Raw genomic sequence first — 25,739 nt, 5'->3', positions numbered from 1 at the left:
ACGCGCGGGACTGATATCCGGCACCGTTCCGGCTTTACGCCACGTGCTCGGATGCCATGCCCCACATTCTCATTGTCGAAGACGAAGCCGCCATCGCCGATACCCTCATCTATGCCCTGCAGGGCGAGGGTTTCACCACCGCATGGCTGACGCTGGGACAGGCGGCCGTCGCCTTGCAACGCGAGACGCCCGCCGACCTCATCATCCTCGACATCGGCCTGCCCGATATCAGCGGCTTCGAAGCCTGCAAACAACTGCGTCGGTTTACCGAGGTGCCGGTGATGTTTCTGAGCGCCCGTGACGGTGAGATCGATCGCGTGGTGGGGTTGGAAATTGGCGCAGATGACTACGTCGTCAAGCCGTTCAGCCCGCGTGAAGTCACTGCACGGGTCAAGGCGATCCTCAAACGAATCGCGCCCCGAGTCGACGCAAATCCCCCCGGCGGCCATTTTTCGGTTGATGCTGAGCGCGTGCTGATCAGCTATCGCGGCCAGCCCATGAGCCTGACGCGGCACGAATTTCGCCTGTTGCACTGTCTGCTGGAGCAACCACGGCGGGTGTTTAGCCGAGAGCAGTTGCTCGATGCGGTCGGCGTTGCCAGCGATGCCGGCTACGAGCGCAGCATCGACAGCCATATCAAAAGCGTACGCGCCAAGCTGCGTGCGATCGCGGCCGAGGCCGAGCCGATTCAGACCCATCGCGGTCTCGGCTACAGCTACAGCCCGGATCACAGCTGATGCGGCTGGGCCTGCGGATTTTTCTGGTCTATGCGCTGTTCATTGGCCTGACGGGGTATTTCGTCCTCAACACAGTGATGAAGGAAGTGCGCCCCGGCGTTCGGCAATCTACCGAAGAGACGTTGGTGGACACCGCGAACCTCCTTGCCGAGGTGCTGCAGGCCGACGTTAAAGCGGGGACCCTGAGCCAGAGTCGCTTCCCGCAAGTGCTCACGGCCTATGGGTTGCGGCGGCCGGACGCGAAGATCTGGGGCATGCCAAAGAATCAGGTCAACAACCGCGTGTATGTGACCGACGCCCACGGCATTGTTTTGCTCGACTCCAGCGGCGAGGCCGTGGGGCAGGATTATTCACGCTGGAATGATGTTTTTCTCACATTGCGTGGCGAATATGGCGCGCGCTCGACTCGCAGCGATCCTCAGGACCCTAACTCATCGGTCATGCACGTTGGCGCGCCGATTCGCGACGGTGACCGCATTATCGGTGTCGTGACCGTGGCCAAACCCAATAGCTCGCTGCAGCCTTACGTGGACCGGACAGAGCGGCGTCTGCTGTATTACGGCGCAGGACTGATCGTCCTGGGGTTGATGTTCGCTGCGTTGCTGTCGTGGTGGGTGAGCAGCGCGCTGCGTCGCTTGACCGAATACGCCCAGGCCGTGAGCGAAGGGCGCCGGGTCGAGCTGCCCCGCTATCGAGGCGGCGAACTGGCGCAGTTGTCTGCAGCCGTCGAGCACATGCGCACACAGCTGGAAGGCAAGGATTACGTCGAGCGCTATGTGCACACCCTGACCCATGAACTGAAAAGCCCGCTGGCTGCGATTCGCGGCGCTGCCGAGCTGTTGCAGGGCGACATGCCCGCCGATCAGCGGCAGCGCTTCGTCAGCAACATCGATAACGAAAGCGCGCGTGTCCAGCAGTTGATCGAACGGCTGCTGAATCTGGCCATGGTCGAACAACGCCAGGGACTGGAAGAGCACGTCCTGGTGCCACTTGCCGTGCTGATCGAGGACACGCTGGCGGCGCAGACCGCGCGCATCGAGCGCAAGGGTTTGATCGTCGAACGGCTGATTACAGCCCAACTGGTCGTGACCGGGGAGCGCTTTCTGTTGCGCCAGGCGTTCTCCAATTTGCTCGACAATGCGCTGGACTTCACGCCAGACGGAGGCACGTTGCGCTTCAGCGCCGAGCGGGAGGGCGAGCACGTGAACGTGCTGTTTTTCAACAGCGCCGACCCCATTCCCGAATACGCGCTGCCTCGTCTGAGCGAGCGCTTCTACTCCCTGCCCCGGCCCGACAGCGGCCGAAAAAGCACGGGACTTGGGCTCAATTTCGTTGAAGAAGTGATGCAGTTGCATGGTGGGGAAATGCAGATTCGGAATGTTGTGGGCGGGGTGATGGTTGGGTTGCAGCTGCGAGTATCGCTGCGATAGGAGACGCAGGCCCGATAAGGTTTTAGATCTCGGGAGGCAGAGGTTTCATCGTCCGTAACACCCCACACAATCTCCACATTTCCCCCACGATTGCTCCACACAGACATTTCAGACTCTCCCCATCAAAAACCGGGAGAGTGCGATGAACAAGGGCATGTCGTTTTACAAGGTGGGAATGATCGGTCTGTTGATACTGGCGCTGATAATCCCGTTGATGATGATCAATGGCCTTATCCAGGATCGACAGAGCAGACGCGACGAAGTGGTCGAAGACATCGCGCGCAGCTCCACTTATAGCCAGCACATCAGCGGGCCGCTGTTGGTCGTGCCGTATCGCAAGTTGACCCGGATCTGGAAGCTCAACGCAGAGTCTCGCGAGCGATATCAGGAAACGGTTGAGGAAAACGGCCGCTTGTACTTCCTTCCCGAGCGCTTTGAACTGGACGGCAAGGTCCAGACCGAAGTTCGTTCGCGCGGCATTTACGAGGCTCGCCTTTATCACGCCGATAACACGCTGAGCGGCCAGTTCGTGCTGCCCGAGCACTTTGGCCTGGGCAATGATTTCGAGAACTACCGGTTCGATGCACCTTTTCTGGCAGTCGGGATTACTGATGTTCGTGGCATCGAAAGTGCGCTGAAGCTCGATCTCAATGGCGAACAACTGGACTTCGTTCCAGGTACGGATGTGGCGCTGTTGGGGGAGGGCGTCAGCGTCGTGCTGCCGCTGGAAACAGGCGTCGAGCAGAAGCGCCTGAATTTCGCGTTCGATCTGCGTCTGCAGGGCACTGGACAGTTGCAGATCACGCCGGTGGGCAAGTCGAGTGTTGTACGCGTCGCAGCTGACTGGCCGCATCCAAGCTTCATCGGCAACTACCTGCCCGCCAGTCGCGACGTTTCCGAGCAAGGTTTCACCGCCAATTGGCAGACGTCTTTCTTCTCCACCAATCTGCAGGAAATTCTCAACCAATGTCCATCGAGCGAAGTGTGTACCGAGTTCGCCGGCCGCAGTTTCGGTGTGAGCTTCATATCGCCGGTCGACCAGTACCTCAAGAGTGATCGTTCGATCAAATATGCGCTGCTTTTCATCACGCTCACCTTCGCCGGCTTCGTGCTGTTCGAAGTGCTCAAAGGGCTGGCGGTCCACCCGGTGCAATACGCTCTGGTCGGTGCGTCGCTGGCATTGTTCTATCTGCTGTTGTTGTCTCTGTCCGAACACCTGGGCTTCACGCTGGCGTATCTGGTGTCGGCCACTGCCTGTGTGGCGCTGATCGGGTTCTACGTCTGTCATGTGCTTGGCAGCGTTCGTCACGGACTGTCTTTCGGCGTGGCGCTGGGAATCCTGTACGCATTGCTTTACGGCCTGCTCGGTGCCGAAGATTACGCCTTGCTGATGGGCGCTTTGTTACTGTTCGGTGTGCTCGGCGTGTTCATGGTGCTGACGCGCAAACTGGACTGGTATGCGCTGGCGCAACGTCCCGCAAAACCTGACGCGCTGGTGGTAGAGGTGAGTCATGAGTAGTTGGGTGGGACTGCGCGAAGACCAGCAGATAGGGCACGGGCTTGCAGTGGAGATAGCGAACTGGCTGCAGACTGACGAAGGCAGATGCCCTCGCGGTCCAACAGCCCAGCGCTCATCGAAGCGGATCGACTCGCGTCCCACGAATGAATCCGGCTTCTTTGATACCTGTGATTTGAAAACAGTCAGGCGGGCGGTTGAGTCTCCAGCATCGACGGCCGCTGACTGACTTCGTAATACCAGTTCGCCAATCGCGGGTAGCTGCTGCGCCAGCCCAGATTCGGCTGACGGAAATCCAGATAGCCCACCGCACATGCCACGCTGATCGACGCGACGTCGAAGTGCGAACTCAATTCGGTGACGGCTTCGGCTTCGAAGTAGGCCAGCGTGCGAGCGATTTTTTCTTGCTGGGCGTCGAGCCATTCCGACCAATGTTTCTCCTCTGGCCGCAGGAAGGTCTCGTAACGGATGAGCAGCGCAGCGTCCATAAGGGCATCGGCCAGTGACGCGAGCGTCAATCGCCGCCAGCGCGCCGAGCCTTCCTTGGGAATGAGGGGGTTGCCGACATGCTGTTGATCCAGGTAGTCGAGAATCACCCGGCTGTCATGGATCACGTTGTCGTCGGCCAGACACAGCGCCGGAATCTTCCCGCACGGATTATCGCGGCAGACTTCAACGTTGGGGCTGACGGGGGTAACCGCTACCGCTTTGAGACTGACCCGGCTTGCCTGTCCGGTTTCATGAAGCAAGATCAGCACCTTACGCGCGAAGGGCGAAGCGGCGTTGTAATACAGCGTCATGCTGGGCGCAGACATGGACATTCCTCTGATCGGCCTGGCCCTCCAGACTAGTCAGGGCCAGGACGCTGTGCAATATCCTGATGCAATGCCGGGCCGATTTGCGACGGCCCGGACCTGGATGTCAGACCGTCGGGACCCCTTCAGCCGAATCAGCCGATGCACTTCCGGATTGCGCCGAAGGTGTGCCGGTCAACAGCGGCTTGGCGACAAACCAGATGATTGTGGCGGCGATGAGATCGAAAGCGGCCAGCGCCACAAACAGCGGGCTGTAGCCGACTTTGGTGACCATGATCCCGAGCACCAGCGTGAACAACGCCGCGCCCAGAAATCCGAACATCCCGCCCAGCCCGGTTGCGGTGCCCACTTCGTTCTTGCCGAAGGAGTCCGAAGTGATTGCGTACAAGGCGCCCGACAGCGTCTGGTGCGCGAAACCGCCAGCGCATAGCAGCGCGATGGCGACATAAGGGCTGTCCACCAGACCGATGCAGCCAGGGCCGATCATGCACAGCGAGCCCAACACCATCACCATCTTGCGCGAGGTCAGCAGCGACACGTTGAAGTGCTTGTAGAAGAACGGGCTCAGGTAACCGCCCAACACGCAGCCGATGTCGGCGGCGAGAAAAGGCAGCCAGGCAAACATCGCGATTTCCTTGATGTTCATGTGTCGCTCGGTCATCAGGTACAGCGGAATCCAGGCGTTGAACGTCTGCCAGGCCGGCTCCGAAAGCATGCGTGCCGAAGCGATTGCGTAGAAATTGCGGGTGCCGACGATCTTCTTCCAGCTGGCGTGCTTGGTCGGCGCATCCTTCAGGTGGGATTCCTGACCTGCAAGAATGTAATCGCGCTCCTCATCGCCCAGCAGACGCTGATTGCGCGGGTGCTTGTAGAAGAACAGCCAGCCCGCGCTCCACAGCAGGCCCAGCCCGCCGACAATGATGAACGCGATCTGCCAGCCGCTGTGCAGAATCGCCCAGACCACGAGGGGAGGGGCCAGCAATGCCCCGATCGACGAACCGATGTTGAACCAGCCGATGGCGACCGAGCGCTCTTTGGCCGGAAACCACTCAGTGGTCGCTTTGATCGCTGCAGGAAAACCTGCCGCTTCTGTGATGCCCAGCAAGCTGCGCAGGAACGCCAGACTCTGCCAGCCGGTGGCCATGGCCGCCGATGCGCATGCGACTGACCAAGCGATGGCGAACACTGCAAAGCCGATCTTGGTGCCGATGGCATCGATCACGTAGCCGGCAACCGGCTGCATGAAGGCATAGCCCATCTGCCACGCGATAACGACGTGCGAGTACTGTTCGGTGGAAATGTTCAGCTCGCTCATCATGGTAGGAGCGGCGACGGAGAGGGTGTTGCGTGCGAGATAGTTGACGATCAGGCCGCCGGTTATCAGCGCGACCATCCACCAACGGATGCCTTTGATTTTCATCGAGTCCACTCTGGGTATTGTTTTTATTTGGCGGCGATCGTTATACGTCGTCGTATGACTGGATTTAGTCAAACACACGATTTCTTGTCAATTGAAATACGGCGGAGCGCTCATTATATTTCTTAATGTAACGAGCTTGTCACAGCGGGGGTTGGCTCTACGGGCGGGAGTGAGCGATTGTGAGGCGTTTTCGGGAGCGCCAGGCGTGTAGACCGCCTGTGGCGCTGGAGGGAAGGATATCCACGGGTTGTATGATGACACTGGGTGGCGGGAGCAGGATCCCGCCAGATGTCGCTGGAATTTGAATGGTACGGTTTACACCTGCTTACGCGCCATCAACCCCTTGCAGCTAAGCCCCGCCGGAATCGCCATGCCGATCCAGGCCAGCACGTCCCATGCGCCGTCGCCGAGCAGCGCCGCGAACAGGCCGATCGCTGTCAGCAGCGCGATCCAGCCTGGTTTGGCGAATGTCTTCCAGAACGCGGCGTGTTTTTTGTGTCGGGTCATGCCACTTCCGCCTCTACGGCGACCGCTTTCGCCACGGCGACGGCGGCACGACGGCGGACCCACCACAGGTACAAGCCACTGCCGAGGACGACGATCGTCAGTACATCCAGCGCGGCCCAGAGGATTTTCATCGGCATGCCGCCGTAGTCGCCGAAGTGCAGCGGTTGCGACAACAGCAACGCGTCCATGTACCACGGGCGTCCCAGCGTTGCGGTCACGTGAAGGTCCTGGGCGTCGACCAGGACGGGAGTGAGCAAGTGGGAGGTCAGGTGCGTGTCGCCTTTCATGAACACGGCGTAATGATGCTCGCTGGAAAAGCGCGAGCCGGGAAAGGCAATGAAGCTCGGCTCGGCGCTGGGGACGGTGGCTTTGGAAATGTCGATCAGCCGGGTCGCCGGTGCGCGTTCTGCCAAAGGCGGGGCGTCCGTGTACGGCGCGATCATGGTCATCAGCGCGTCGGTGCGCCATTGCGCGATCACCAGATCGGCGCAGGCGTTGAGCACGCCAGTCAGGCCAACGACGATGGCCCAGGTCAGTGTCACGACGCCGATCAGGTTGTGCAGGTCGAGCCAGCGCACCCGGGTAGATTTATTCGGCCGCACCGTGGCGAAATCCAGCCGACGCATGAAGGGTGCGTACAGCACGACGCCGGACACGATCGCCATGACAAACAGCAAGCCCATGAACGCCAGCAACAGCTTGCCCGGCAGCCCGGCGTACATGTCCACGTGCAGGCGCAGCATGATCATCATGAAGCCGCCATTGGCGCTCGGCGTTTCCATCGCCTCGCCGGTGCGCGCATCGAGCATGAAAGTGTGGGATTCGTTGGGGTCGCCGCCAGCGGTCTTGCCCATGATGGCGTAGACGCCGTTGGGATCATCGTCGTCCCAGCCGAAATACTGCATCACGTCGCCGGGGCGGTGGGCTTCGGCTGAGCGAACGAGTTGCTCGAGGTCCAGATGCGGTGTGCCGGCGGGCATCTCCTTGAATTCCGGCGCATCGCCCGTCAGGTGAGCGATCTCGTGACTGAAGATCAGCGGCAAGCCAGTGATCGCCAGCATCAGCAGGAATGCCGTGCAAATCAGGCTGGTCCACGTGTGGATGAAAGACCAGCGGCGGATGGTTTGGCTCTTCATGTGGAAATCCGGAGTAAGCGAAAGCAACAAAGGCCGCTGTGTGGAGCGGCCCTTGTTTCAGGTAATGAGAGTTTAAACGATTACCATTTGTAGTCCACGCTCGCGAGCACGGTACGACGGTCGCCGTAGTAGCAATAGAAGCCGTCGCAGGTAGAAATGTATTCCTTGTCGAAGACGTTGTTGGCGTTGACCGACACGCTCACGCCCTTGAGCGAGTTGTTCAGGCGGCCGAGGTCGTAATGAACGGCAGCGTCGTAGACGGTGTAGGCATTGCTGTGGCCGTAGTTGGAATCGGCGACGAAACCGTAACTGCCGATCGCAATGTTGTCCGTCTCGCCAATGTACCGCGCGCCGAAGCCCAGGCCGAAACCGTCGAGCACGCCGTTGTGCCAGGTGTAATCACCCCAGATTGCCGCCTGGTTTTCGGGCGTGAGTGGCAGCGGACGATTCTTGTCCAGCGGGTCGGTGACTTTGGTCATCTTGCTGTTGGCGTACGTGTAGGAGGCTGTCACTTTCAGGTTGTCGGTGACATTGCCCACCGCTTCCAGCTCGAAGCCGCGCACCTTCGCCTCGCCCAGAGGACGCTGCACACCCAGCGTGTCGCTGAGCACGATGTCGCGGCGGGTCAGGTCGTAAGCGGCTGCGGTGAAGATGATGTTGCTGCCCGGCGGCTGGTATTTGAGGCCCACTTCGTACTGCTTGCCCGTCCCCGGCTGGAACGCCACGCCATTGGCGCCGCCTTGTTCGGCCTGGAATGACTCGGCGTAGGAAATGTACGGCGTGAAGCCGGAATCGAAGACGTAGCTGAGCGCGGCGTTGCCGGTGAACGCGCTGTCGGTGCGGTCGTCGGACTGGTCGCTGTTGTAGAACTTCGATTCGGTCTTGAGCAGATCCTGGCGCCCGCCCAGGGTCAGACGCCAGTTATCCAGGGCCAGTTGGTCCTGAATGTAAACGCCGACGTCCTGGGTTTTCTGGTTGTAGTCCTGAAACGCGCTGTAGGCGACGTTGCTGAAGTCCTGTCCGTAGATCGGGTTGGCGATGTTGCTGGTTGGCGCGTTGCCGTACTGCCATTTGTAGTTGTGATTCAGGCGCTGATAGTCGAGCCCCAGCAACACGGTGTGTTTGAGTGCGCCGGTGTCGAAGTCGGCCTGCAGGTTGTTGTCCAGCGCGAACTGGGAAATGTCCTCGTTCACGACGTTGGCGCCGCGAGCAACGGTGCCATCGTCGGACACCGAGCCGAAATAACCGCCTGCCGTGATCCCCTGAAAGGACAGATCGCTTTTGGTGTAGCGGACGTTTTGCTTGAACTGCCAGACGTCGTTCAGACGATGCTCGAAGGCATAGCCCAGCGCGTAGTAAGTTTTGTCGTAGAACTCCCAGTCCGGATCGCCCAGGTTTTCGTGGTACTTCACGCGCCCCACGGCCGACGGGTATTTGGTGCCCTGAATCGGCAGGAACTGACTGGTGATCCCGGTATCGTCGCGATTGAACTGGCTGAGGAAGGTCAGCTTGGTGTCCGGGTCGATGTTCCAGGTCAGGCTCGGCGCGATGTTGTAACGCTTGTCGTCGATGTGGTCCACCGAGGTGCCGCTGTCACGCACGACGCCGCTGACGCGGTACTCGAAATTGTCGGCGTCGTCGATCTTGCCGGTGCTGTCGAAGCTGATCTGCTTGCGGTTGTAAGTGCCGACCTGAACCTGCACTTCGTGGCTGGCTTCGGCTTCGGGGCGACGACTGACCATGTCGAGCATGCCGCCCGGCGGAGTCTGACCGTACACCGAGGATGCCGGGCCACGCAGGAGGGCGACGCGCTCCAGGTCCCAGGTCTCCATCTTCGGCATCACGTAGGCGCCTTTGGGCAGCGGCAGGCCGTCGAGGAACTGGGTGGGTTCGAAGCCGCGGACCTTCAGCCATTCGGCCCGGCTGTCGCTGCCGTAACTGCTGGCAACCACGCCTGGCATGTAGCGAACCGCGTCGTCGATGTTCTGTACTGCGCGATCCTGCATCTGCTGGCGGGTCGCGACCGAGATCGAGCGCGGCGCTTCGACCAGCGCGGTGTCGGTTTTGGTGCCCGCTGCGGTGCGACTCGCGGCGTATCCCTGCGCCGGGCCCCACGCGCTTTCGAAACTTTCCTGACTGCCTTGAATGCTGGTGGCCGGCAATGCCATCGCACCTTCAGGCGCAGCCACCAGTGTGTAGGTCCCCGCCGTGGTCAGGTTCAATTGCAAGCCGGTGCCGCGCAGCGCTTGTCCCATGGCGCCTGGCGCGTCGAACTGCCCCTGAACCGGCGCAGACGTGCGGCCCGCTGCGAGTGCCGGATCCAGCGACAAGGCCAGGCCTGCCTGACTGGCAATCTGCGTCAGCGTTGTGGACAACGGCGCGGTGGGCAGATCGTAGGCACGGACGCTGGACGCCTGGGAAGCGGCCATCAGCGGCGCACTGAGCATCGGCGCGGCAATGGCGACGGCGATAGCCAGCAGGCTCGGTCGCAGAAGGGTTTGAAGCGTGCGGGACATGAACGGCACCTCGATGAAAATGGTTCTCAATGCCTATGTGCCGAACGAGATCTGAAAAGTGATAGGCCCGGGCGAAAATAATTTCGATTGGCGAGCGCAAGGATCTTCTTGGCTGATCACAGACCAGAAATATCTACGCTGAGCGACCCGACGCATTCGCCAGCAAACCGGCTACAGCTTGAGATCTCCGGCGCCAGGCGCAAAACACTGTAGGAGCGCGCTTGCCCGCGATTGCGGTGGGCCAGCCAACTTATCCAGTGGCTGATAATCCCCGTTCGCGGGCAAGCGCGCTCCTACAAGTGAGCTGCGTTGAATCCGTAGGCTACGACAGTCCATTACCTGTAGGCGCCGGCTTGCTGGCGAACCTTGATTTACAGGGCAGTGGCCGGCTTCTTCTCGCTGCCGACCACCGTCACCCACCACTGCGTACGCGCTTCGATCTGCACGGGCAGTGTGGGCGTCAGTGCCTTGAGCGCCAGATCCGTGTTGGTCAACGGGAAGCTGCCGGTGATGCGAAGGTCCGCAATGTCTTTCGCTACGCCGAGATGGCCCTGACGATAACGGGCAAGCTCCGCGACCACGTCTGCCAGACGGGCGTTATCGACCACCAGCATGCCCCGCATCCAGGCGCCGGTGCCGGGCGCAAGGGCGAGCATGGGGCCGAGGCTGTTGCGATGAATCAACATCTGCTGCCCTTCGTTCAGCACCTTTTCATGATTCGAAGCTTGCGGGTGCACGGCGACGGCTGATTGCAGCACGCTCAGCAGCGTGCCGTCGGCCTGCCGCTTGACCAGAAACTGCGTGCCCAGCGCGCGCATCTGGCCTTCGGGGGTTTCAACGATGAACGGACGCGCATCGTTGTGGCTCCCGGTTTCCACGAAGATCTCGCCTTCCTGAAGCACGATCCGTCGCTCTTTGTCGTCGAATCGCACGTCCAGCGCGCTGTGGGTGTTGAGCCGGATCAGGGTGTTATCCGTCAGGCGAATCGTGCGTTGCTCGCCGGTGGCGGTGCGCAGATCTGCGAGCCAGTAATCCACCGGTAGCAGACGATCCCCCATGAATACCGTCAAGCCCAGCGCCAACGCGACCCCTGCAACCCCGCGGCCGAGCCTGCGCAGACGCAAGCCCACTCCATCACGGGACCGCAAAAGCGCCGAACGTGCCGGGCCGGTGGTGCCGGCGAAACGCTGATCGACCATGCCCAACTGCATCCAGGCGCGCGCATGCTCGTCGCTGGCGGCGTACCACTTGGCAAACTCTTCGCGCTCGACCTCACTGCCCCGGCCGCAGTCCAGGCACAGTTGCCAGGCGATGGCGGCGTCCAGCACGTGGGAAGAAACAGGTCGTGTGGAGATACGGCTCATGTTGGCTCGCCATACAGTGCGATGTAGCACTGGCGCAAACCCTGCGCCAGGTACTGACGCACGCGGGGCACCGAGACGCCGAGCTTTGTGGCGATCTCTACGTGGGGCATGCCGTCCAGGCGGTTGTACAAAAAGGCGGCGCGCGCCCTGCTGGACAGCTTGCCCAGCAGACGGTCGATGGCTTTGAGGTCTTCGAGAATCAGCTGCTGCTCTTCCAGGGAAGGTTGTTCGCCCTCGGGAATCAGCATCAGCTCGTCCAGATACGCCTGTTCCAGCGCGGCCCGACGGAAGTGGTCGAACAACAAGCCCTTCGCGATCGAGACCAGAAATGCCCGGGGCTCGCGGGGTTCAAGCAATTGCTCGCGGCCCAGCAGGCGAATGAACGTGTCCTGGCTCAGGTCCTCGGCTCGATGGGGACACGCCACGTTGCGTCTGAGCCAGCCCAGCAGCCAGCCGCGATGGTCGCGATAGAGCGTTCCGACGAGCTGCTGCTGGGGACTTTGGAGTGACGACACAAGCGCACCGAGGAGAACAAAGGGGCTAACGAGAATTGTTCGCGATTGTGTCAGAGCCACCTAATGCTGGCAATTGCTGCTTGCAGGAACAGGCCGAACGGTTGGCGTAAGAATCGACCATTCGTTTTGTAGGGCGAGGGATTTAGCTGCGGATATACACGTTTGAACGCTAAAACGAATGCGATTGCTGCTGCCGTCGCCATTTCGCCACGCCATGCTCCAGCTGTGCGGGGCTTTCAATTCCCTGCCGCCTGGCGTGGCTGAACAGGATCATCGCGAGTTCGGCGGTCACCAGCGCATCGGCGCTGGCGTGATGACGCTCTTCGGCGTGAAGCCCGAAGAATCGCGTCCAGTCGTCCAGACCTGCCTGACGCAAATTCGCGTTCGGGCAAATGAAGGGCGCGATGTGAGCGACATCAATGAAAGGGTGCAGCAGGCGATAGCCCAGGCTTTCCTTTAATGCACGCCCCAGCATGTGCTCGTCGAACGCCGCGTGGAACGCCAACAGCGGGCTGTCACCTACGAACGCCATGAAATCCAGCAGCGCTTCCACCGGCTCGCTGCCTGCCGCAATCGCGTTGGGTCCCAGCCCGTGAATCAATACGCTCGGGCTGAGTTTGTGATCTGCGCGCATCAGCGTGCGCTCGAACTGCTGCCCCAGATCGATCGCGCCATCTTCGATGACCACTGCGCCGATCGACAGCACTTCGTCCCGCTGCAGATTCAGCCCGCTGGTTTCAAGATCGACCACGACCCAGCGTTGCTGGCGCAGTGTCTTCTGATCCAGCGCACAGGGGCCGGGCAGGGCGCGCAGGCGCAGTTGCTGTTCAGGCGTGAGTTCAGGGGCGACGGCGCGTTTGGGTGGCTTGAGCCAGCGGAACAAATTCATGATCAGTCGCTTACAGTTGGTAGCGCACGGTGAGGCTGGTCTGCAGCCGCTGCGCCTGACGGAACGACTCACGCAGAATGCGCCGGTCCAGATGATTGAGCACATCCGGGTCGATGCGGTTGGAGTACGGCAGGTTTTGCCGGTTTTGCTGCTGATGTTGCTGCATGCGGGTTTGCTGGATGAAGTGATAAGCCTCTTCATACGCCGCACCGTCAAGCGGGTCGATCACCTCTTTGGTCACCAGCTGACGCAGCCTGTCCAGCGTGTTGCTGGCCTCGACGCCGTTGGCCAGCGCCAGCAACCTCGCCCCGTCGACGAATGGCGTCAGGCCTTGAGTTTTCAGGTCCAGGGTGTCCTTCTCGCTGCCTTTGCGGGCGACCACGAAGTCCTTGAAGCGGCCCACCGGTGGGCGTTGACGCAGGGCATTGTCGGCCATCATGCGCTGGAACAATGCGTTGTCTGCCACCTGCGCGAGAATAATCTGACGCAATTGATCGCCGCCGCTTTCATCGCCCCACACCACGCGCAGATCGAAATAGATGGAAGACGACAGCAAGTTTTCCGGCGTAGCCTCGCGAATGAACGAGCCGAATCGCTGCGCCCACTCGATCCGCGACAGGCACAGCTGCGGATTGCTCGCCATGATCCCGCCTTTGCACAGCGCGAATCCGCACACCGCCAGGCTTTGATTGATCCGCTCGGCGATGGGCAACAACCGCCCGCGAATTTCAGCGGCCTCGGCGGCGTCCTTGGCTTCGAACAAAATGCCGTTGTCCTGATCGGTGTACAGCGTCTGCTCGCGTCGGCCCTCGCTGCCGAAACACAGCCAGCTGAAAGCGATGCCGGGATCGCCTTTTTCTTCGAGCGTGAGTTCGATGACGCGGCAGACCATGTGGTCGTTGAGCAGCGTGATGATCTGGGTGATCTGCGTGGACGAGGCGCCGTGGGCGAGCATTCGGTCCACCAACTGGACGATGTCGCCGCGCAGGTTGGCCAGCGAATCGATGCGCGGCGCGCTGCGGATGGTTCGCGCCAGGTGCACCAGATCGACGCGCTGAAGCGAAAACAGGTCGCGCTCGGAGACCACGCCGCACAGACGCTGATCTTTCACCAGGCAGACGTGGGCGATATGCCGCTGAGTCATGGCAATGGCGGCATCGAAGGCGCTGGCGTCCGGGCTCAGGTAGAACGGTGCCTGAATCATGCTGCATTCGATGGGCGCGCCGAAGTCGGCGTTGATGTTTGCGACGACCTGGCGCAGATCGCGCAGCGTGAAAATACCCAGTGGCGCCTTGGCCTCGTCTACGATCACGATACTGCCGACTTGCTGCTCGTCCATCTGCCGCACGGCCTCACGCAGCGGCGTGTCGGGGGAGCACGTCACCGGATGACGCATCGCCAGTTCACCCAGTCGCGTGTTCAGCGAATATTGGGTGCCGAGTGTTTCCACCGCCTTCTGCTTTACTTGCTGATTGACTTGGTCAAGCAGGCTGCTGACGCCGCGCAGGGCGAAGTCGCGGAACTCATTGGAGAGTGCGAACAGCTTGATGAAGGCTTGCTTGTTCAGCTGCAGGCAGAAGGTGTCTTCGGCCGCCAGATGCTCGGTTCGCGTGGCGCGTTCGCCGAGTAGCGCGGCGAGGGGAAAGCACTCGCCCGTGGTGATTTCGAACGTGGTCTCGGTGCCGCCTTTTGCCGAATGGGGGCGCTCACCCACTACGCGGCCTTGTTTGACGATGTAAAAATGTTCTACTGGCCCATCGCTAGGCTTGATGATGCTCTCGCCTGTAGCGTAGAAACGCAGGTGACACTGTTCGACAAGGTAGGCCAGATGGGCGTTTTCCATCTGGTTGAACGGCGGGAATTTTTGCAGGAACTGCATCGTGCCGTGGATGTTCTGCAGTACGGCTGTTTTGCCTGCCTGGGTAAAAGCGTCCGCTTTGCTCATGACCGATACCGCCTGTTTTTATTGGCCCCATGGTCGACCGCTTATCGGGCAGTGCCCATTGGACGTAAGTCTTAGGTGACTACAAGGGCGTTGGATCGCATCGAACTTAGGTGTAAAACCGCAGCGATGCAGTTAGCGCGAGGCTCTAGAGCCCGGCATGAAGCCGACAGGATGTGCAGCGTATCAATCGCTTGCGCTGTCAGAATTGGAGTCGACAGGAAGATGAGACGGGTATGTTCGATCACAGTATTTTGAGTGATGAAGAGCGCGAAGCCCTCAATGAGGTGATGCTCGCGCCTGCGTCCCAATCGCCACAACGGGTGTTGATCGTCGATGACGACAAGGATGCTCGGGAAGTTCTGGCCGAAATTCTCAGTCTCAATGACATCAGCTGCATCACCGCCGCCGGCGGCACCAGCGCCATGCATTTGCTGCAGACCCGGCCGTCCATTGCGCTGCTGATCACGGATCTGCGCATGGCGCCGTGCGACGGGCTGGATCTGATCCGTCGCGTGCGCGAATCGGACCGCGCGGAGCTGCCGATCATTATCGTGTCCGGCGACGCCAACGTCCGCGACGCCATCGATGCGATGCATTTGAGCGTGGTGGATTTTCTGCTCAAGCCGATCAATACCAAGCAACTGTTGCGGCTGGTGAAGCGGGAATTGGGGATAGCGTAAGAACGCCGCCAGTTTTTGGTGGCAATAAAAAGGCGGTGTCCCTTTCAGGAGCACCGCCTTTTGTTTGGGCGCTGATTACGCGCCGTTTTTCGCCTTGAACTCCCGACGGCGGCGGTGCAGTACCGGCTCGGTGTAGCCATTGGGCTGCCGCGTGCCTTCGATGACCAACTCGACCGCTGCCTGAAACGCGATGTTGCTGTCGAAGTCCGGCGCGAGCGGGCGATACAGCGCATCACCTGCGTTCTGACGGTCCACTACCGGCGCCATGCGCTTCAGACTTTCCATCACCTGCTGCTCGCTGACCACGCCATGGCGCAGCCAGTTGGCAATGTGCTGGCTGGAAATTCGCAGCGTGGCGCGGTCCTCCATCAGGCCGATGTCGTTGATGTCCGGCACCTTCGAACAGCCAACGCCCTGATCGATCCAGCGCACCACATACCCGAGGATGCCCTGGGCGTTGTTGTCCAGCTCGTTCTGAATCTCCTCGGCTGTCCAGTCAGTGTTCGGCGCCAGGGGGATGGTCAGGATGTCATCGACCGAGGCCGGCGTGCGCTGGGCGAGTTCAGCCTGACGCGCGAACACATCGACCTTGTGGTAATGCAGCGCGTGCAGCGCAGCGGCGGTAGGGGATGGGACCCAGGCGGTGTTGGCGCCGGCCAGCGGGTGGGCGATTTTCTGTTCGAGCATCGCAGCCATCAAGTCAGGCATCGCCCACATGCCTTTGCCGATCTGCGCACGCCCTTGCAAGCCGCATTTCAAACCTATATCGACGTTGGAATTTTCATACGCGGCAATCCACTTTTCCGCCTTCATCTGCGCCTTGCGTACGACAGGCCCTGCTTCCATCGACGTGTGAATCTCGTCGCCGGTGCGGTCCAGGAAGCCCGTGTTGATAAACACCACACGCTCGCTCGCCGCCTGAATGCAGGCCTTGAGGTTGATCGTGGTGCGACGCTCCTCGTCCATGATCCCGACTTTCAACGTGTTGCGCGGCAGGTTCAGCACCCCTTCGATACGCCCGAACAACTCGTTGGTGAATGCCACTTCTTCCGGGCCGTGCATCTTCGGTTTGACGATGTACATCGAGCCTGTGCGGCTGTTGGCGCGGGAGGTATTGCCCTTGAGATTGTGGATCGCCGCAAGGCTGGTCAGCAGGCCGTCAAGAATACCTTCCGGCACTTCGTTGCCTTGATTGTCGAGGATCGCATCGATGGTCATCAGGTGACCGACGTTGCGCACGAACAGCAGCGAGCGGCCATGCAGCGTGACGGGTTCGCCGGTGGGTGAGGTGTAGACGCGGTCGGCATTCATCGTGCGGGTGAAGCGGGTACCACCCTTGGAGACTTCTTCGGACAGATCGCCCTTCATCAATCCCAGCCAGTTGCGGTACACGACGACCTTGTCGTCGGCATCAACGGCAGCGATGGAGTCTTCGCAATCCATGATGGTGGTCAGGGCCGCTTCCATCAGCACGTCTTTGACGCCGGCCGGATCGGTCTGGCCGACCGGGCTCGTGGCGTCGATCTGGAGTTCGAAGTGCAGACCGTTTTGCTTGAACAGCAGCGCGGTCGGCGCCGATGCGTCGCCCTGGAAACCGATCAGTTGAGCATCATCGCGCAGGCCGGTGTTGCTGCCGCCCTTGAGGCTGACGATCAACATGCCATCAGCCAGTTTGTAGCCGGTGGAGTCGACGTGGGAACCCGCCGACAGGGGGGCGGCTTCGTCCAGAAAGGCGCGGGCGAAGGCGATGACTTTGTCGCCGCGGACCCGGTTGTAGCCTTTGCCCTTTTCCGCGCCGCCGGCTTCGCTGATGGCGTCGGTGCCGTACAGCGCGTCATACAGCGAGCCCCAGCGAGCATTCGATGCATTAAGCGCGAAGCGTGCGTTCATTACCGGCACCACCAATTGCGGGCCGGCCATGCGGGCGATTTCTTCGTCGACGTTTTGTGTGGTGATCTGGAAGTCTGCCGCTTCTGGCAGCAGGTAGCCGATTTCCAGCAGGAACGCCTTGTAGGCGGCTGCGTCGTGGGCGTTGCCGGCATTGGACTGATGCCAGGCGTCGATACGCGCCTGGAATTCGTCGCGTTTGGCGAGCAGGGCTTTGTTCTTCGGCGCGAGCTCATGGATGAGCGTATCGGCACCGGCCCAGAATGCAGCGGCGTCGAGGCCGGTTCCGGGAATGGCTTCGTTGTTCACAAAATCCAGCAGGACGTTGGCGACCCGCAGGCCACCGACTTGAACGTGTTCAGTCATTGCTTGCCTCACTCTGCTCAGCTATCTGCGCTTCAATCACGAGCGCTTTCTTGTTAAAGCCATCGACGTCGCTGCGTGCCCTTCCAGAACATGCCGTTGCGGGCGGCTGGGCGGGGCGGCGGGCACCTGAGGAAGCGCTTGAAACAGGTTTTGGCCTTGCAGGAACATCGGATCAGGCCTGGATTCGACATCTATGTAGTGAACGCGAAGCGATACTACATGATGAGTTGCGGCATGAAAATCAGACTGAATGTGCACCGAGCGACCGGACGTGGGCATTCGGTCACGCGGCGGTGTCGGATGTTCTCAAAGAACGTGCGGATTGTTCCAGATAATTATAAGGATCGTACACAAAAAATCCTGACGTGCTGACGCTGCTGCGGGCCGGGCAGACGTGCCTATACTCCCCACAACCACCCCGGAACCCAAGAGGCGTGTTATTAAACAGGCCTCACTCGCTGCAGCTAAAAGGAGTCGTTTGTGGATCATCTTATCGTCACGGTGTCTGCGCCGGACAAGCCAGGCGTGGTCGAGCAGCTCGCGGCATGCATTGCCGATCACGGTGGCAATTGGCTGGAAAGCCGTATGTCACACATGGCCGGGCAGTTCGCCGGGATCCTGCGGGTCAGCGCGCCTGCCGACGCTCATCAGCCCCTGCGCAGCGCGCTGCAAGGGCTCTCGGCAAAAGGCATCCGCGTCCTGTTCGCCGAAGTCGTCCCTGAAACCACACCTGAGTGGAAGCCCATCACCATGGAGCTGGTGGGCAATGATCGTCCCGGGATCGTGCGTGACGTCACCCGCGTGCTGACCGAGCAAGGCGTCAACCTGGAGCAATTGGTGACCAACGTCGAACCTGCGCCCATGAGCAGCGAAACGCTGTTTCGCGCCCACGCGGTATTAGGACTGCCAATGGACCTTTCACTGGATGTGCTGCAACAGCGGCTGGAAACCCTGGCGGATGACCTGATGGTGGAGCTGCATCTGCCGACGGACGAGTAAATGAAACCGTCGCTGTAGACCCGCTTTTCAACGGGTCTACAGCGATCCATCCGCTTCGATCAGGCTTGGGACCGTTTGCGCAGCGAGCGCCAGGCGTCGAAGCTGTAGATGATCAACCCGGACCAGATGAAGGCGAAGGTCACCAAGGTGGCCGAAGGCATGTGTTCGTCGTACAGCACAACCGCCAATGCAAGCACGAGCGTTGGCGCGATGTACTGCAAAAAGCCCAATGTCGCGTAGGGCAAATGCCTTGCTGCAGCGTTGAAACACACCAGCGGCACGAGCGTCACGGGCCCGGCCGCCGCCAGCCAGAGCGCCTCGGATGTTGTCCAGAACTCCGGTTGTGCGCTGTGGGCCAGCGGGTTGAAAATCAACCAGCCCACGGCCAGCGGCACCAGAATCCAGGTCTCTACCACCAGTCCGGGCAATGCAGCCACCGGCGCTTTTTTCCGAATCAGGCCGTAGAAGCCGAAGGTGAACGCCAACGCGAGCGACACCCACGGCAGGCTGCCCACTTGCCAGACCTGCTGAAGCACACCGATCAACGCCAGCATCACCGCCACCCATTGCAAGGGGCGCAGTCTTTCACGCAGCAGCACCATGCCGAGCATCACGTTGATCAGCGGGTTGATGAAGTAACCCAGGCTGGCTTCGACCATGTGGTTGTTGTTCACGGCCCAGACGTAGATCAGCCAGTTGGCGGCGATCAGCGTGCCGCTGCAGGCGAGAATGGCGAGGCGTTTGGGATTATCCCGCAGCTCTTGCCACCAGCCGGGATGCTTCCAGACCAGCAGCAGAAGCGAGCCGAAGATGGCCGACCAGATCGCCCGATTGACGATGATTTCCAGTGAGGGAACGCTGGCAAGCACCTTGAAGTAGATCGGAAACAGTCCCCAGATGATGTAGGCGCTCAGGCCCAGAATGTACCCGCGACGCGGGTTGGCAGCTTGCATGAGTGGTCCTTCGGAGTGTTTTTTGTTGTGGTGTCAGGCTAATGAGCGGGTGTAGGAGCGCGCTTGCCCGCGATCGCGGTGGATCAATGGCGTGGCAGGTGCTGGAGAAATCCATTCGCGGGCAAGCGCGCTCCTACAGGGGTTCATCGTTGTTAAAACAGCTTCAGCGGTTCCTCGTTCAACGCGGACAGCTGCTCGCGCAGCGCCAGCACCTGATCGCCCCAATAGCGTTCGGTGCCGAACCAGGAAAAGCTGTGGGGGAACGCCGGATCGTCCCAACGACGCGCCAGCCAGGCGCTGTAATGCAACAGGCGCAGTGCGCGCAGCGGTTCGATGAGTGCCAGTTCACGGGGATCGAAATCGTGAAACTCGTTGTAGCCGTCCATCAATTCCGACAGCTGACTCAGGCAATCCTGACGATCACCCGCGAGCATCATCCAGACATCCTGCACCGCCGGGCCCATGCGGCAGTCGTCAAGATCGACGATGTGGAAGATGTCGTCGCGGGTCATCATGTTGCCGGGGTGGCAATCGCCGTGCATGCGGATGTTCTGATGGGGCGTGGCAGCGTAGACGTCTTCCACGCGCTTGAGCAAGTCTTTGGCAACGGATTCATAGGCTGGCAGCAGGCTGCGCGGAATCACGTTGTTGTCCAGCAGGTAGTTCAGCGAGTTGTGTCCGAAGTTCTGCACGCCAAGGGCTTCGCGGTGCTTGAACGGGCGCGTGGCGCCGACAGCATGAATGCGGCCCAGCAACTGGCCGAGACGGTAGAGCTGATCGAGATTGCCGGGCTCTGGCGCGCGGCCGCCACGGCGGGGAAAAAGGGTGAAACGAAAGCCGGCGTGCTCGAATAAAGTCTCGCCGTTGTGCAAGAGGGGCGCGACGACGGGGATTTCGACGTCGGCGAGTTCAGCGGTGAAACTGTGTTCTTCGAGAATGGCGTCGTTGGTCCAGCGATCGGGCCGGTAGAACTTGGCAATCAGTGGCTGCTGTTCATCGATGCCGACCTGATAGACGCGGTTCTCATAGCTGTTGAGCGCGAGAATACGGGCGTCGGTGACAAAGCCGATGCTCTCGACGGCGTCCAGCACCAGGTCAGGTGTAAGTGTTGCGAACGGGTGGGCCATGCTAACTCCTGCGCGCAGCAGGCTGCCGCGTCGGGCCAGTCATGGTAACTCAGGCGTGTTACACCTGACACAGCGCGTTACACCCGTTGCCTTGATTCACTGCAATCCCCATCCCTTCGATTGCGTACTTTTCGAGATGGGGACGCGCTCGCGTTATGCGCCGATCACGCCGCCATCCTCCCGCGTGATGACCATCACCGATGATCTCGGCTTGCCATTCGGCAAGTGCTCGGGGAAGGTCGAACCGCCGTTTTCGCCGGGGTGTTGAATGCCGACGAACAGCGCTTTCTGGTCGGGCGCGAAGCTGATGCCGGTGACTTCACAACCCACCGGCCCGACCATGAACCGGCGAATCTCTCCGCTTGCAGGGTCAGCGCACAGCATCTGGTTATTGCCCATGCCGGCGAAGTCGCCCGCATTGGTGGCGTCGCCGTCAGTCAGAATCCACAATCGGCCAGCCGCATCGAAACCCAAGCCGTCCGGGCTGTTGAACATGTTCTGCGGGTTGATGTTGCTTGATCCACCCTGCGGCGTTCCCGCATGCACGCTCGGGTTGCCCGCGACCACAAACAAGTCCCACGCAAAATCCATGGCGGCTGCATCTGACCCGGTTTCCTGCCAGCGCAGAATCTGCCCGTACTGGTTTTTCGCCCGCGGATTCGGCCCGCCCACTGGCTGCCCTTCATCGCCACGCTTGATGTTGTTGGTCAGCGTGCAATAGACCTGGCCGTCCTTGGGGCTGACAACGATCCATTCAGGCCGGTCCATGCGCGTGGCCTTGACCTGGCTTGCCGCCAGGCGCGCATGAATTAGCACTTCAGCCTGATTGGCGAACCCGCTGGCCGCGTCGATGCCGTTCTTGCCGTGGCTCAGCTCAATCCATTTGCCCTGGCCTTTCGGATGATCGGGGTTGCTGTCGCCAGCGTCGAATTGCGCGACGTACAGCGTGCCGTGGTCAAGGATGTCGCGGTTGGCCTTGCGGTTCTTGTGATCGACCTTGTCGCGGCTGATGAATTTGTAGATGAACTCGCCGCGCTCATCGTCGCCCATGTACACCACGACGCGGCCGTCTTTGGTCTCGGTCAGCGCAGCGTTTTCGTGCTTGAAGCGGCCCAGGGCGGTGCGTTTGACTGGCGTGGATTTCGGATCGAACGGGTCGATCTCCACCACCCAGCCATGGCGATTGGGTTCGTTGGGGTTTTTGGCGACGTCGAAGCGCGGGTCGTGCAGGTGCCAGTTCACTTCCTTGCTGGCGGCTGTCACGCCATAACGCTTGGTCGCGGCATCGAAGGTCTGGGTGGGATTGCTGCTGCCAAAGCAGTCAGTGAAGTTCTCTTCGCACGTCAGATAGGTGCCCCACGGCGTCTTGCCGTTGGCGCAGTTCTGGAAAGTACCGAGCACATTCTTGCCGGTCTTGTCGGCGGCGGTCTTCAACCATTCGTGCCCGGCGGCCGGGCCAGTGACGTGAATAGGCGTGTTGCCGTGGATGCGCCGGTTGTATTTGGAGCCTTGCACAAACGCCCACTGCTCACCTTCGCGCTTGACCTCAATCACCGAAACACCTTCGCTGGCCTGAGCCTTGTGCACGTCTTCGGCGGATTGCGGGTCTTTGCCGTGATCGAAGAGGTAGCGGTAATTGGTGTATTCGTTGTTGATCGCCATCAGCGCGCGGCTGGCGGTCTCCGGCTTGTCGCCGGGGAAGGTGAACAGGCTCATGCCGTCATTGTTGTCGCCGAACTGCAGCTCCTGCATCTTCGCGGTGCCTTTGCCGCTGGGGTCAAAAGCCGGGCCGCTGGTTTGCAGTGGCTGGCCCCAACTGATCAGGACCGAGGAACGATAACCGGGCGGCAGACTGATGCTGTCGGCGGTGGAGGAGGGGATGCTGTCGAAGCCAAGCAGCGTGCCGTTGGCGGCGCTGACACTGGCGGCCATTACGCTGCGGCTGAGCAGGTTGCCGCCCAGAAACATCGCCGCGCCGCACAGGGCGCCCGCGCTGATGAATCCGCGTCGGGTCAGGCCAACCATGTTTTCGAGGTCGGTGGATTGGTTATCTTTTAATAGCGTCATCACGGGCTCCCTGCGGTTTAGGGCAAAACCCTATGCAGTGCGGATGACATTATTGTGTCGGTCAGACGACGAATAGGGCGCAGACCGCGGGTACACGCACGGCTTAAAGCGGCGTGCCGATCAAAATGTTGGAGGGCGCAAACTGGACCTTCACGGAGCCGCCGACCTTGATCTGCAAGGTGTGCAGCCGGTCCGCGTCGACCACTGCGCAAAGGATCTGGTGACTGGGAAGGACGATTCGGACCTCGCTCGGGCCATCGTCGGCATCGAGAATTTTCTCAATATTCCCCGCAAGGCAATTGTGTCCGGTTGTTTCAGACTGATCGGACGCCAGTAACTCCAGCCAGCCGGCCTTGATCAGGGCGAACACATCCGTGCCGATCTCAAGCCCCAGTCGCAAGGTGCTGTCGTGGGTGATCTGGGCCTCGATCGACAAACCGCCCGCGAGCTGCAACGTGATCATGTCGTTGCGACCCTGAGAACGAACGCCGCTGACCTGGCCATGCAGCTGATTTCGCGCGCTGGTGCGCAGCATCAAGCGGCTGAGCAGGGCGAGGTCATTGGATTCCTCCGAGGAAGTTTCCAGCAACTGGGTTTGCAACGCTTGCAGGCGCTGATAAAGCCGCAGCACGCGCTCGCCTTCGGCCGACAATTTCGCGCCGCCGCCACCACGACCGCCGACGCTGCGCTCGACCAGCGGTTTGTGCGCCAGATTGTTCAGCTCATCGATGGCGTCCCACGTCGCCTTGTAACTCAGCCCGGCGCTCTTCGCCGCACGGGTGATCGAACCCTGCTCGGCAATGTGCTGCAACAGCGCGATACGGTGCGGACGACGAACCATGTGCTGGGTGAGGGAAGGCGGTAGTGACATAAGGGTCGGATGCGCTGGAAGTGATGACGCCGGAGTGTAAGCCAAAACGCCTTGCACCCAAATGCTGCGGATTTCTTAATCTCTCGGCCTCTTAGTCCCCAGGCTTCGGCGTCCTCGCCAGGCAATACACGTCCACCGATCGGGCGCCGGCTTGGCGCAACAGGCCGGCCAACGCATTCGCCGTCGAGCCGGTGGTGAGGACGTCATCAATCAGTGCGAGGTGCTTGCCAGTAATCGCCGTGGCGTCCCTCAGCGCGAAGGCGGACGCCAGATTGCGCTTTCTGGCCTTTGCATCCAGACCCTGCTGCGAAGGTGTTTCTTTCACACGGCGGATCACGCGCTCATCAACAGGCAGTCCCAGTCGAGCGCCGAGCCAGTTCGCCAACATCGCCGCCTGATTGAAGCCTCGCTGGCGCAGCCGTTTTTTGGCGAGTGGCACCGGGATAAGAAAGTCGGGTCGGCGCAGGCCGTCATTGAAGCGATGCTGCAGGGTCTCTCCTAACAGCTCCGCCAGCAGCCGGCCGAGCGGCCATTTGCCCTGATGCTTGAAGCGTGTGACCAGCGCGTCGATCGGGAAGTCGTAAAGCCACGGAGCGACGACGTCATTAAAGGCGGGAGGGTGGCGATTGCAGGCGCCGCAGGTGAGGCCGGACATCGGCATGGGCAGCGCGCAACGGTCGCACTGGTCAATCAGCCACGGGAGTTCGCGCTCACAAGGCATACAGATCGGGGTGCTTGAATCAGTCGCTTCGTCGCACAACAAACAAGACTGTACGTTTTTTAACCAGATGTAAACCTCGTGCCCGTTATACGGTTGACAGCGCATGTCGCTTCCTTAAATATGCCGAACATCCGTGTTGCGCCTGTGGGCTTTCCGGTTTTGCCGCTGGGCGAAGCCGCCCGGGTCATCGTCCAGAAAACATCAAGGAGCCGCCCATGAGCGCCAGCATCAATGCCAACCTGCGTCACGACTGGAATCTAGCCGAGGTCAAGGCGCTGTTCACACAGCCATTCAATGACCTGCTGTTTCAGGCGCAAACCGTGCACCGCGCTCACTTCGACGCCAACCGCGTACAAGTCTCGACTCTGCTGTCGATCAAAACCGGCGCCTGCCCGGAAGACTGCAAGTACTGCCCGCAATCGGGCCACTACAACACCGGTCTGGAAAAAGAAAAGCTGATGCAGGTCCAGCAAGTGCTGGAAGAAGCCGCACGTGCCAAGGCCATTGGTTCGACCCGTTTCTGCATGGGTGCGGCGTGGAAACACCCGTCGGCCAAAGACATGCCCTACGTGCTGGAGATGGTCAAAGGCGTCAAGGCCTTGGGGCTGGAAACCTGCATGACCCTTGGCAAGCTGGATCAGGACCAGACCCAGGCGCTGGCCGCCGCTGGCCTCGATTACTACAACCACAACCTCGACACGTCCCCGGATTTCTACACCAGCATCATCACCACCCGCACCTACAGCGATCGCCTGCAGACGCTGGCGTACGTGCGTGATTCGGGGATGAAAATCTGCTCCGGCGGCATCCTGGGCATGGGCGAATCCCTGGACGACCGCGCCAATCTGCTGATCCAGCTGGCCAACCTGCCGGAGCATCCTGAGTCTGTGCCGATCAACATGCTGGTGAAAGTGGCCGGCACGCCGCTGGAAAATGCCGAGGATATCGATCCGTTCGATTTCATCCGCATGCTGGCCGTCGCGCGCATCCTGATGCCTCAATCCCACGTGCGCCTGTCCGCAGGCCGCGAAGCCATGAACGACCAGATGCAGGCCCTGGCGTTCTTCGCCGGCGCCAACTCGATCTTCTACGGCGACAAACTGCTGACCACCGCCAACCCGCAGTCCGACAAGGACATGCTGCTGTTCTCGCGTCTGGGCATTCAGCCTGAAGCACGCGAAGAGCACTCGGACGAGGTCCATCAGGCAGCTATCGAGCAGGCGCTGATCGAGCAGAAAAGCAGCGAGCTGTTTTACGACGCGGCTGTTTGATTCTTCA

The 25,739-nt window shown here is 60.7% G+C and carries 21 protein-coding genes; 6 read left to right on the top strand and 15 right to left on the bottom strand.

Going from position 1 to position 25,739, the window contains the following annotated elements:
• The first annotated feature begins 56 nt into the window (after window positions 1–56).
• From creB to creD, 3 genes are all read left to right on the top strand, one after another.
• Window positions 57–737: a two-component system response regulator CreB gene (gene creB, locus L4G42_RS06310; RefSeq protein WP_237251580.1), complete on the top strand. Its 681-nt coding sequence runs from the start codon at window positions 57–59 to the stop codon at window positions 735–737.
• Window positions 737–2,167, top strand: coding sequence for a two-component system sensor histidine kinase CreC (creC, locus tag L4G42_RS06305; protein WP_237260661.1), 1,431 nt, complete (start codon window positions 737–739; stop codon window positions 2,165–2,167). The genes creB and creC overlap by 1 nt, the downstream gene beginning before the upstream one ends.
• A gap of 142 nt (window positions 2,168–2,309) precedes the next feature.
• The gene (gene creD, locus L4G42_RS06300) at window positions 2,310–3,686 is read left to right on the top strand and encodes a cell envelope integrity protein CreD (RefSeq protein WP_237251578.1); all 1,377 of its coding nucleotides are present in this window, start codon (window positions 2,310–2,312) and stop codon (window positions 3,684–3,686) included.
• Window positions 3,687–3,868: 182 nt separating this feature from the next.
• On the opposite strand, the gene L4G42_RS06295 is transcribed toward creD, so the two are convergent.
• The 9 genes from L4G42_RS06295 to L4G42_RS06255 all read right to left on the bottom strand — a co-directional run bounded on the left by L4G42_RS06295 (window position 3,869) and on the right by L4G42_RS06255 (window position 14,790).
• On the bottom strand, window positions 3,869–4,498 hold the full coding sequence (locus L4G42_RS06295) for a glutathione S-transferase family protein (RefSeq protein WP_237259616.1): 630 nt from the start codon (window positions 4,496–4,498) through the stop codon (window positions 3,869–3,871).
• Between the two features lie 106 nt (window positions 4,499–4,604).
• Complete coding sequence (locus tag L4G42_RS06290; protein WP_237251576.1) at window positions 4,605–5,918, bottom strand: MFS transporter; 1,314 nt, start codon at window positions 5,916–5,918, stop codon at window positions 4,605–4,607.
• A gap of 315 nt (window positions 5,919–6,233) precedes the next feature.
• Window positions 6,234–6,425, bottom strand: a complete 192-nt coding sequence (locus tag L4G42_RS06285; protein ID WP_237251575.1) for a hypothetical protein — start codon at window positions 6,423–6,425, stop codon at window positions 6,234–6,236.
• Window positions 6,422–7,561: a PepSY-associated TM helix domain-containing protein gene (locus L4G42_RS06280; RefSeq protein WP_237251574.1), complete on the bottom strand. Its 1,140-nt coding sequence runs from the start codon at window positions 7,559–7,561 to the stop codon at window positions 6,422–6,424. Before L4G42_RS06280 ends, L4G42_RS06285 begins: the two co-directional genes overlap by 4 nt.
• A gap of 80 nt (window positions 7,562–7,641) precedes the next feature.
• Window positions 7,642–10,077, bottom strand: a complete 2,436-nt coding sequence (locus L4G42_RS06275; protein ID WP_237259615.1) for a TonB-dependent siderophore receptor — start codon at window positions 10,075–10,077, stop codon at window positions 7,642–7,644.
• 371 nt (window positions 10,078–10,448) lie between these two features.
• A complete protein-coding gene (locus L4G42_RS06270) occupies window positions 10,449–11,441 on the bottom strand; it encodes a FecR family protein (RefSeq protein ID WP_237251572.1) in 993 nt (330 codons plus the stop codon).
• Window positions 11,438–11,956, bottom strand: a complete 519-nt coding sequence (locus L4G42_RS06265) for an RNA polymerase sigma factor (protein WP_237251571.1) — start codon at window positions 11,954–11,956, stop codon at window positions 11,438–11,440. The genes L4G42_RS06270 and L4G42_RS06265 overlap by 4 nt, the downstream gene beginning before the upstream one ends.
• A gap of 169 nt (window positions 11,957–12,125) precedes the next feature.
• Entirely contained in the window at window positions 12,126–12,845 is a 720-nt protein-coding gene (locus L4G42_RS06260; RefSeq protein WP_237251570.1) for a 3'-5' exonuclease, read from the bottom strand.
• Window positions 12,846–12,855: 10 nt separating this feature from the next.
• Window positions 12,856–14,790 carry a putative nucleotidyltransferase substrate binding domain-containing protein gene (locus tag L4G42_RS06255; RefSeq protein WP_237251569.1) on the bottom strand — a complete coding sequence of 645 codons (1,935 nt, stop codon included), beginning with the start codon at window positions 14,788–14,790 and terminating at the stop codon, window positions 12,856–12,858.
• Between the two features lie 233 nt (window positions 14,791–15,023).
• Here L4G42_RS06255 and L4G42_RS06250 point away from each other — a divergent pair, with 233 nt between their 5' ends.
• Window positions 15,024–15,470 (top strand): response regulator, encoded by a 447-nt coding sequence (locus L4G42_RS06250; protein WP_237251568.1) that lies wholly within the window; start codon window positions 15,024–15,026, stop codon window positions 15,468–15,470.
• Between the two features lie 75 nt (window positions 15,471–15,545).
• Here the strand turns inward: L4G42_RS06250 and L4G42_RS06245 are convergent, their stop codons facing one another.
• Window positions 15,546–17,723 carry a malate synthase G gene (locus L4G42_RS06245; RefSeq protein ID WP_237260659.1) on the bottom strand — a complete coding sequence of 726 codons (2,178 nt, stop codon included), beginning with the start codon at window positions 17,721–17,723 and terminating at the stop codon, window positions 15,546–15,548.
• Window positions 17,724–18,203: 480 nt separating this feature from the next.
• On the opposite strand from L4G42_RS06245, the gene L4G42_RS06240 reads away from it, so the two are divergent.
• Window positions 18,204–18,722: a glycine cleavage system transcriptional repressor gene (locus L4G42_RS06240; RefSeq protein WP_237251566.1), complete on the top strand. Its 519-nt coding sequence runs from the start codon at window positions 18,204–18,206 to the stop codon at window positions 18,720–18,722.
• Window positions 18,723–18,781: 59 nt separating this feature from the next.
• On the opposite strand, the gene rarD is transcribed toward L4G42_RS06240, so the two are convergent.
• From rarD to L4G42_RS06215, 5 genes are all read right to left on the bottom strand, one after another.
• Entirely contained in the window at window positions 18,782–19,675 is an 894-nt protein-coding gene (gene rarD / locus L4G42_RS06235) for an EamA family transporter RarD (RefSeq protein WP_237251565.1), read from the bottom strand.
• A 152-nt stretch (window positions 19,676–19,827) separates the two neighbouring features.
• Window positions 19,828–20,802 (bottom strand): serine/threonine protein kinase, encoded by a 975-nt coding sequence (locus L4G42_RS06230; protein WP_237251564.1) that lies wholly within the window; start codon window positions 20,800–20,802, stop codon window positions 19,828–19,830.
• Between the two features lie 153 nt (window positions 20,803–20,955).
• Window positions 20,956–22,869, bottom strand: a complete 1,914-nt coding sequence (locus L4G42_RS06225) for a PhoX family protein (protein ID WP_237251563.1) — start codon at window positions 22,867–22,869, stop codon at window positions 20,956–20,958.
• A gap of 103 nt (window positions 22,870–22,972) precedes the next feature.
• Window positions 22,973–23,740 (bottom strand): TOBE domain-containing protein, encoded by a 768-nt coding sequence (locus L4G42_RS06220; protein ID WP_237251562.1) that lies wholly within the window; start codon window positions 23,738–23,740, stop codon window positions 22,973–22,975.
• Between the two features lie 91 nt (window positions 23,741–23,831).
• The gene (locus L4G42_RS06215; protein WP_237251561.1) at window positions 23,832–24,566 is read right to left on the bottom strand and encodes a ComF family protein; all 735 of its coding nucleotides are present in this window, start codon (window positions 24,564–24,566) and stop codon (window positions 23,832–23,834) included.
• Window positions 24,567–24,676: 110 nt separating this feature from the next.
• On the opposite strand from L4G42_RS06215, the gene bioB reads away from it, so the two are divergent.
• Window positions 24,677–25,732: a biotin synthase BioB gene (gene bioB, locus L4G42_RS06210; RefSeq protein ID WP_237251560.1), complete on the top strand. Its 1,056-nt coding sequence runs from the start codon at window positions 24,677–24,679 to the stop codon at window positions 25,730–25,732.
• Window positions 25,733–25,739: the final 7 nt, after the last annotated feature.

It is taken from the genome of Pseudomonas petrae, assembly GCF_021728295.1.
Classification (GTDB): domain Bacteria; phylum Pseudomonadota; class Gammaproteobacteria; order Pseudomonadales; family Pseudomonadaceae; genus Aquipseudomonas; species Aquipseudomonas petrae.
The sequence above is the reverse complement of the archived record's forward strand: the minus strand, read 5'-3'. Positions and strand labels throughout refer to the sequence as shown.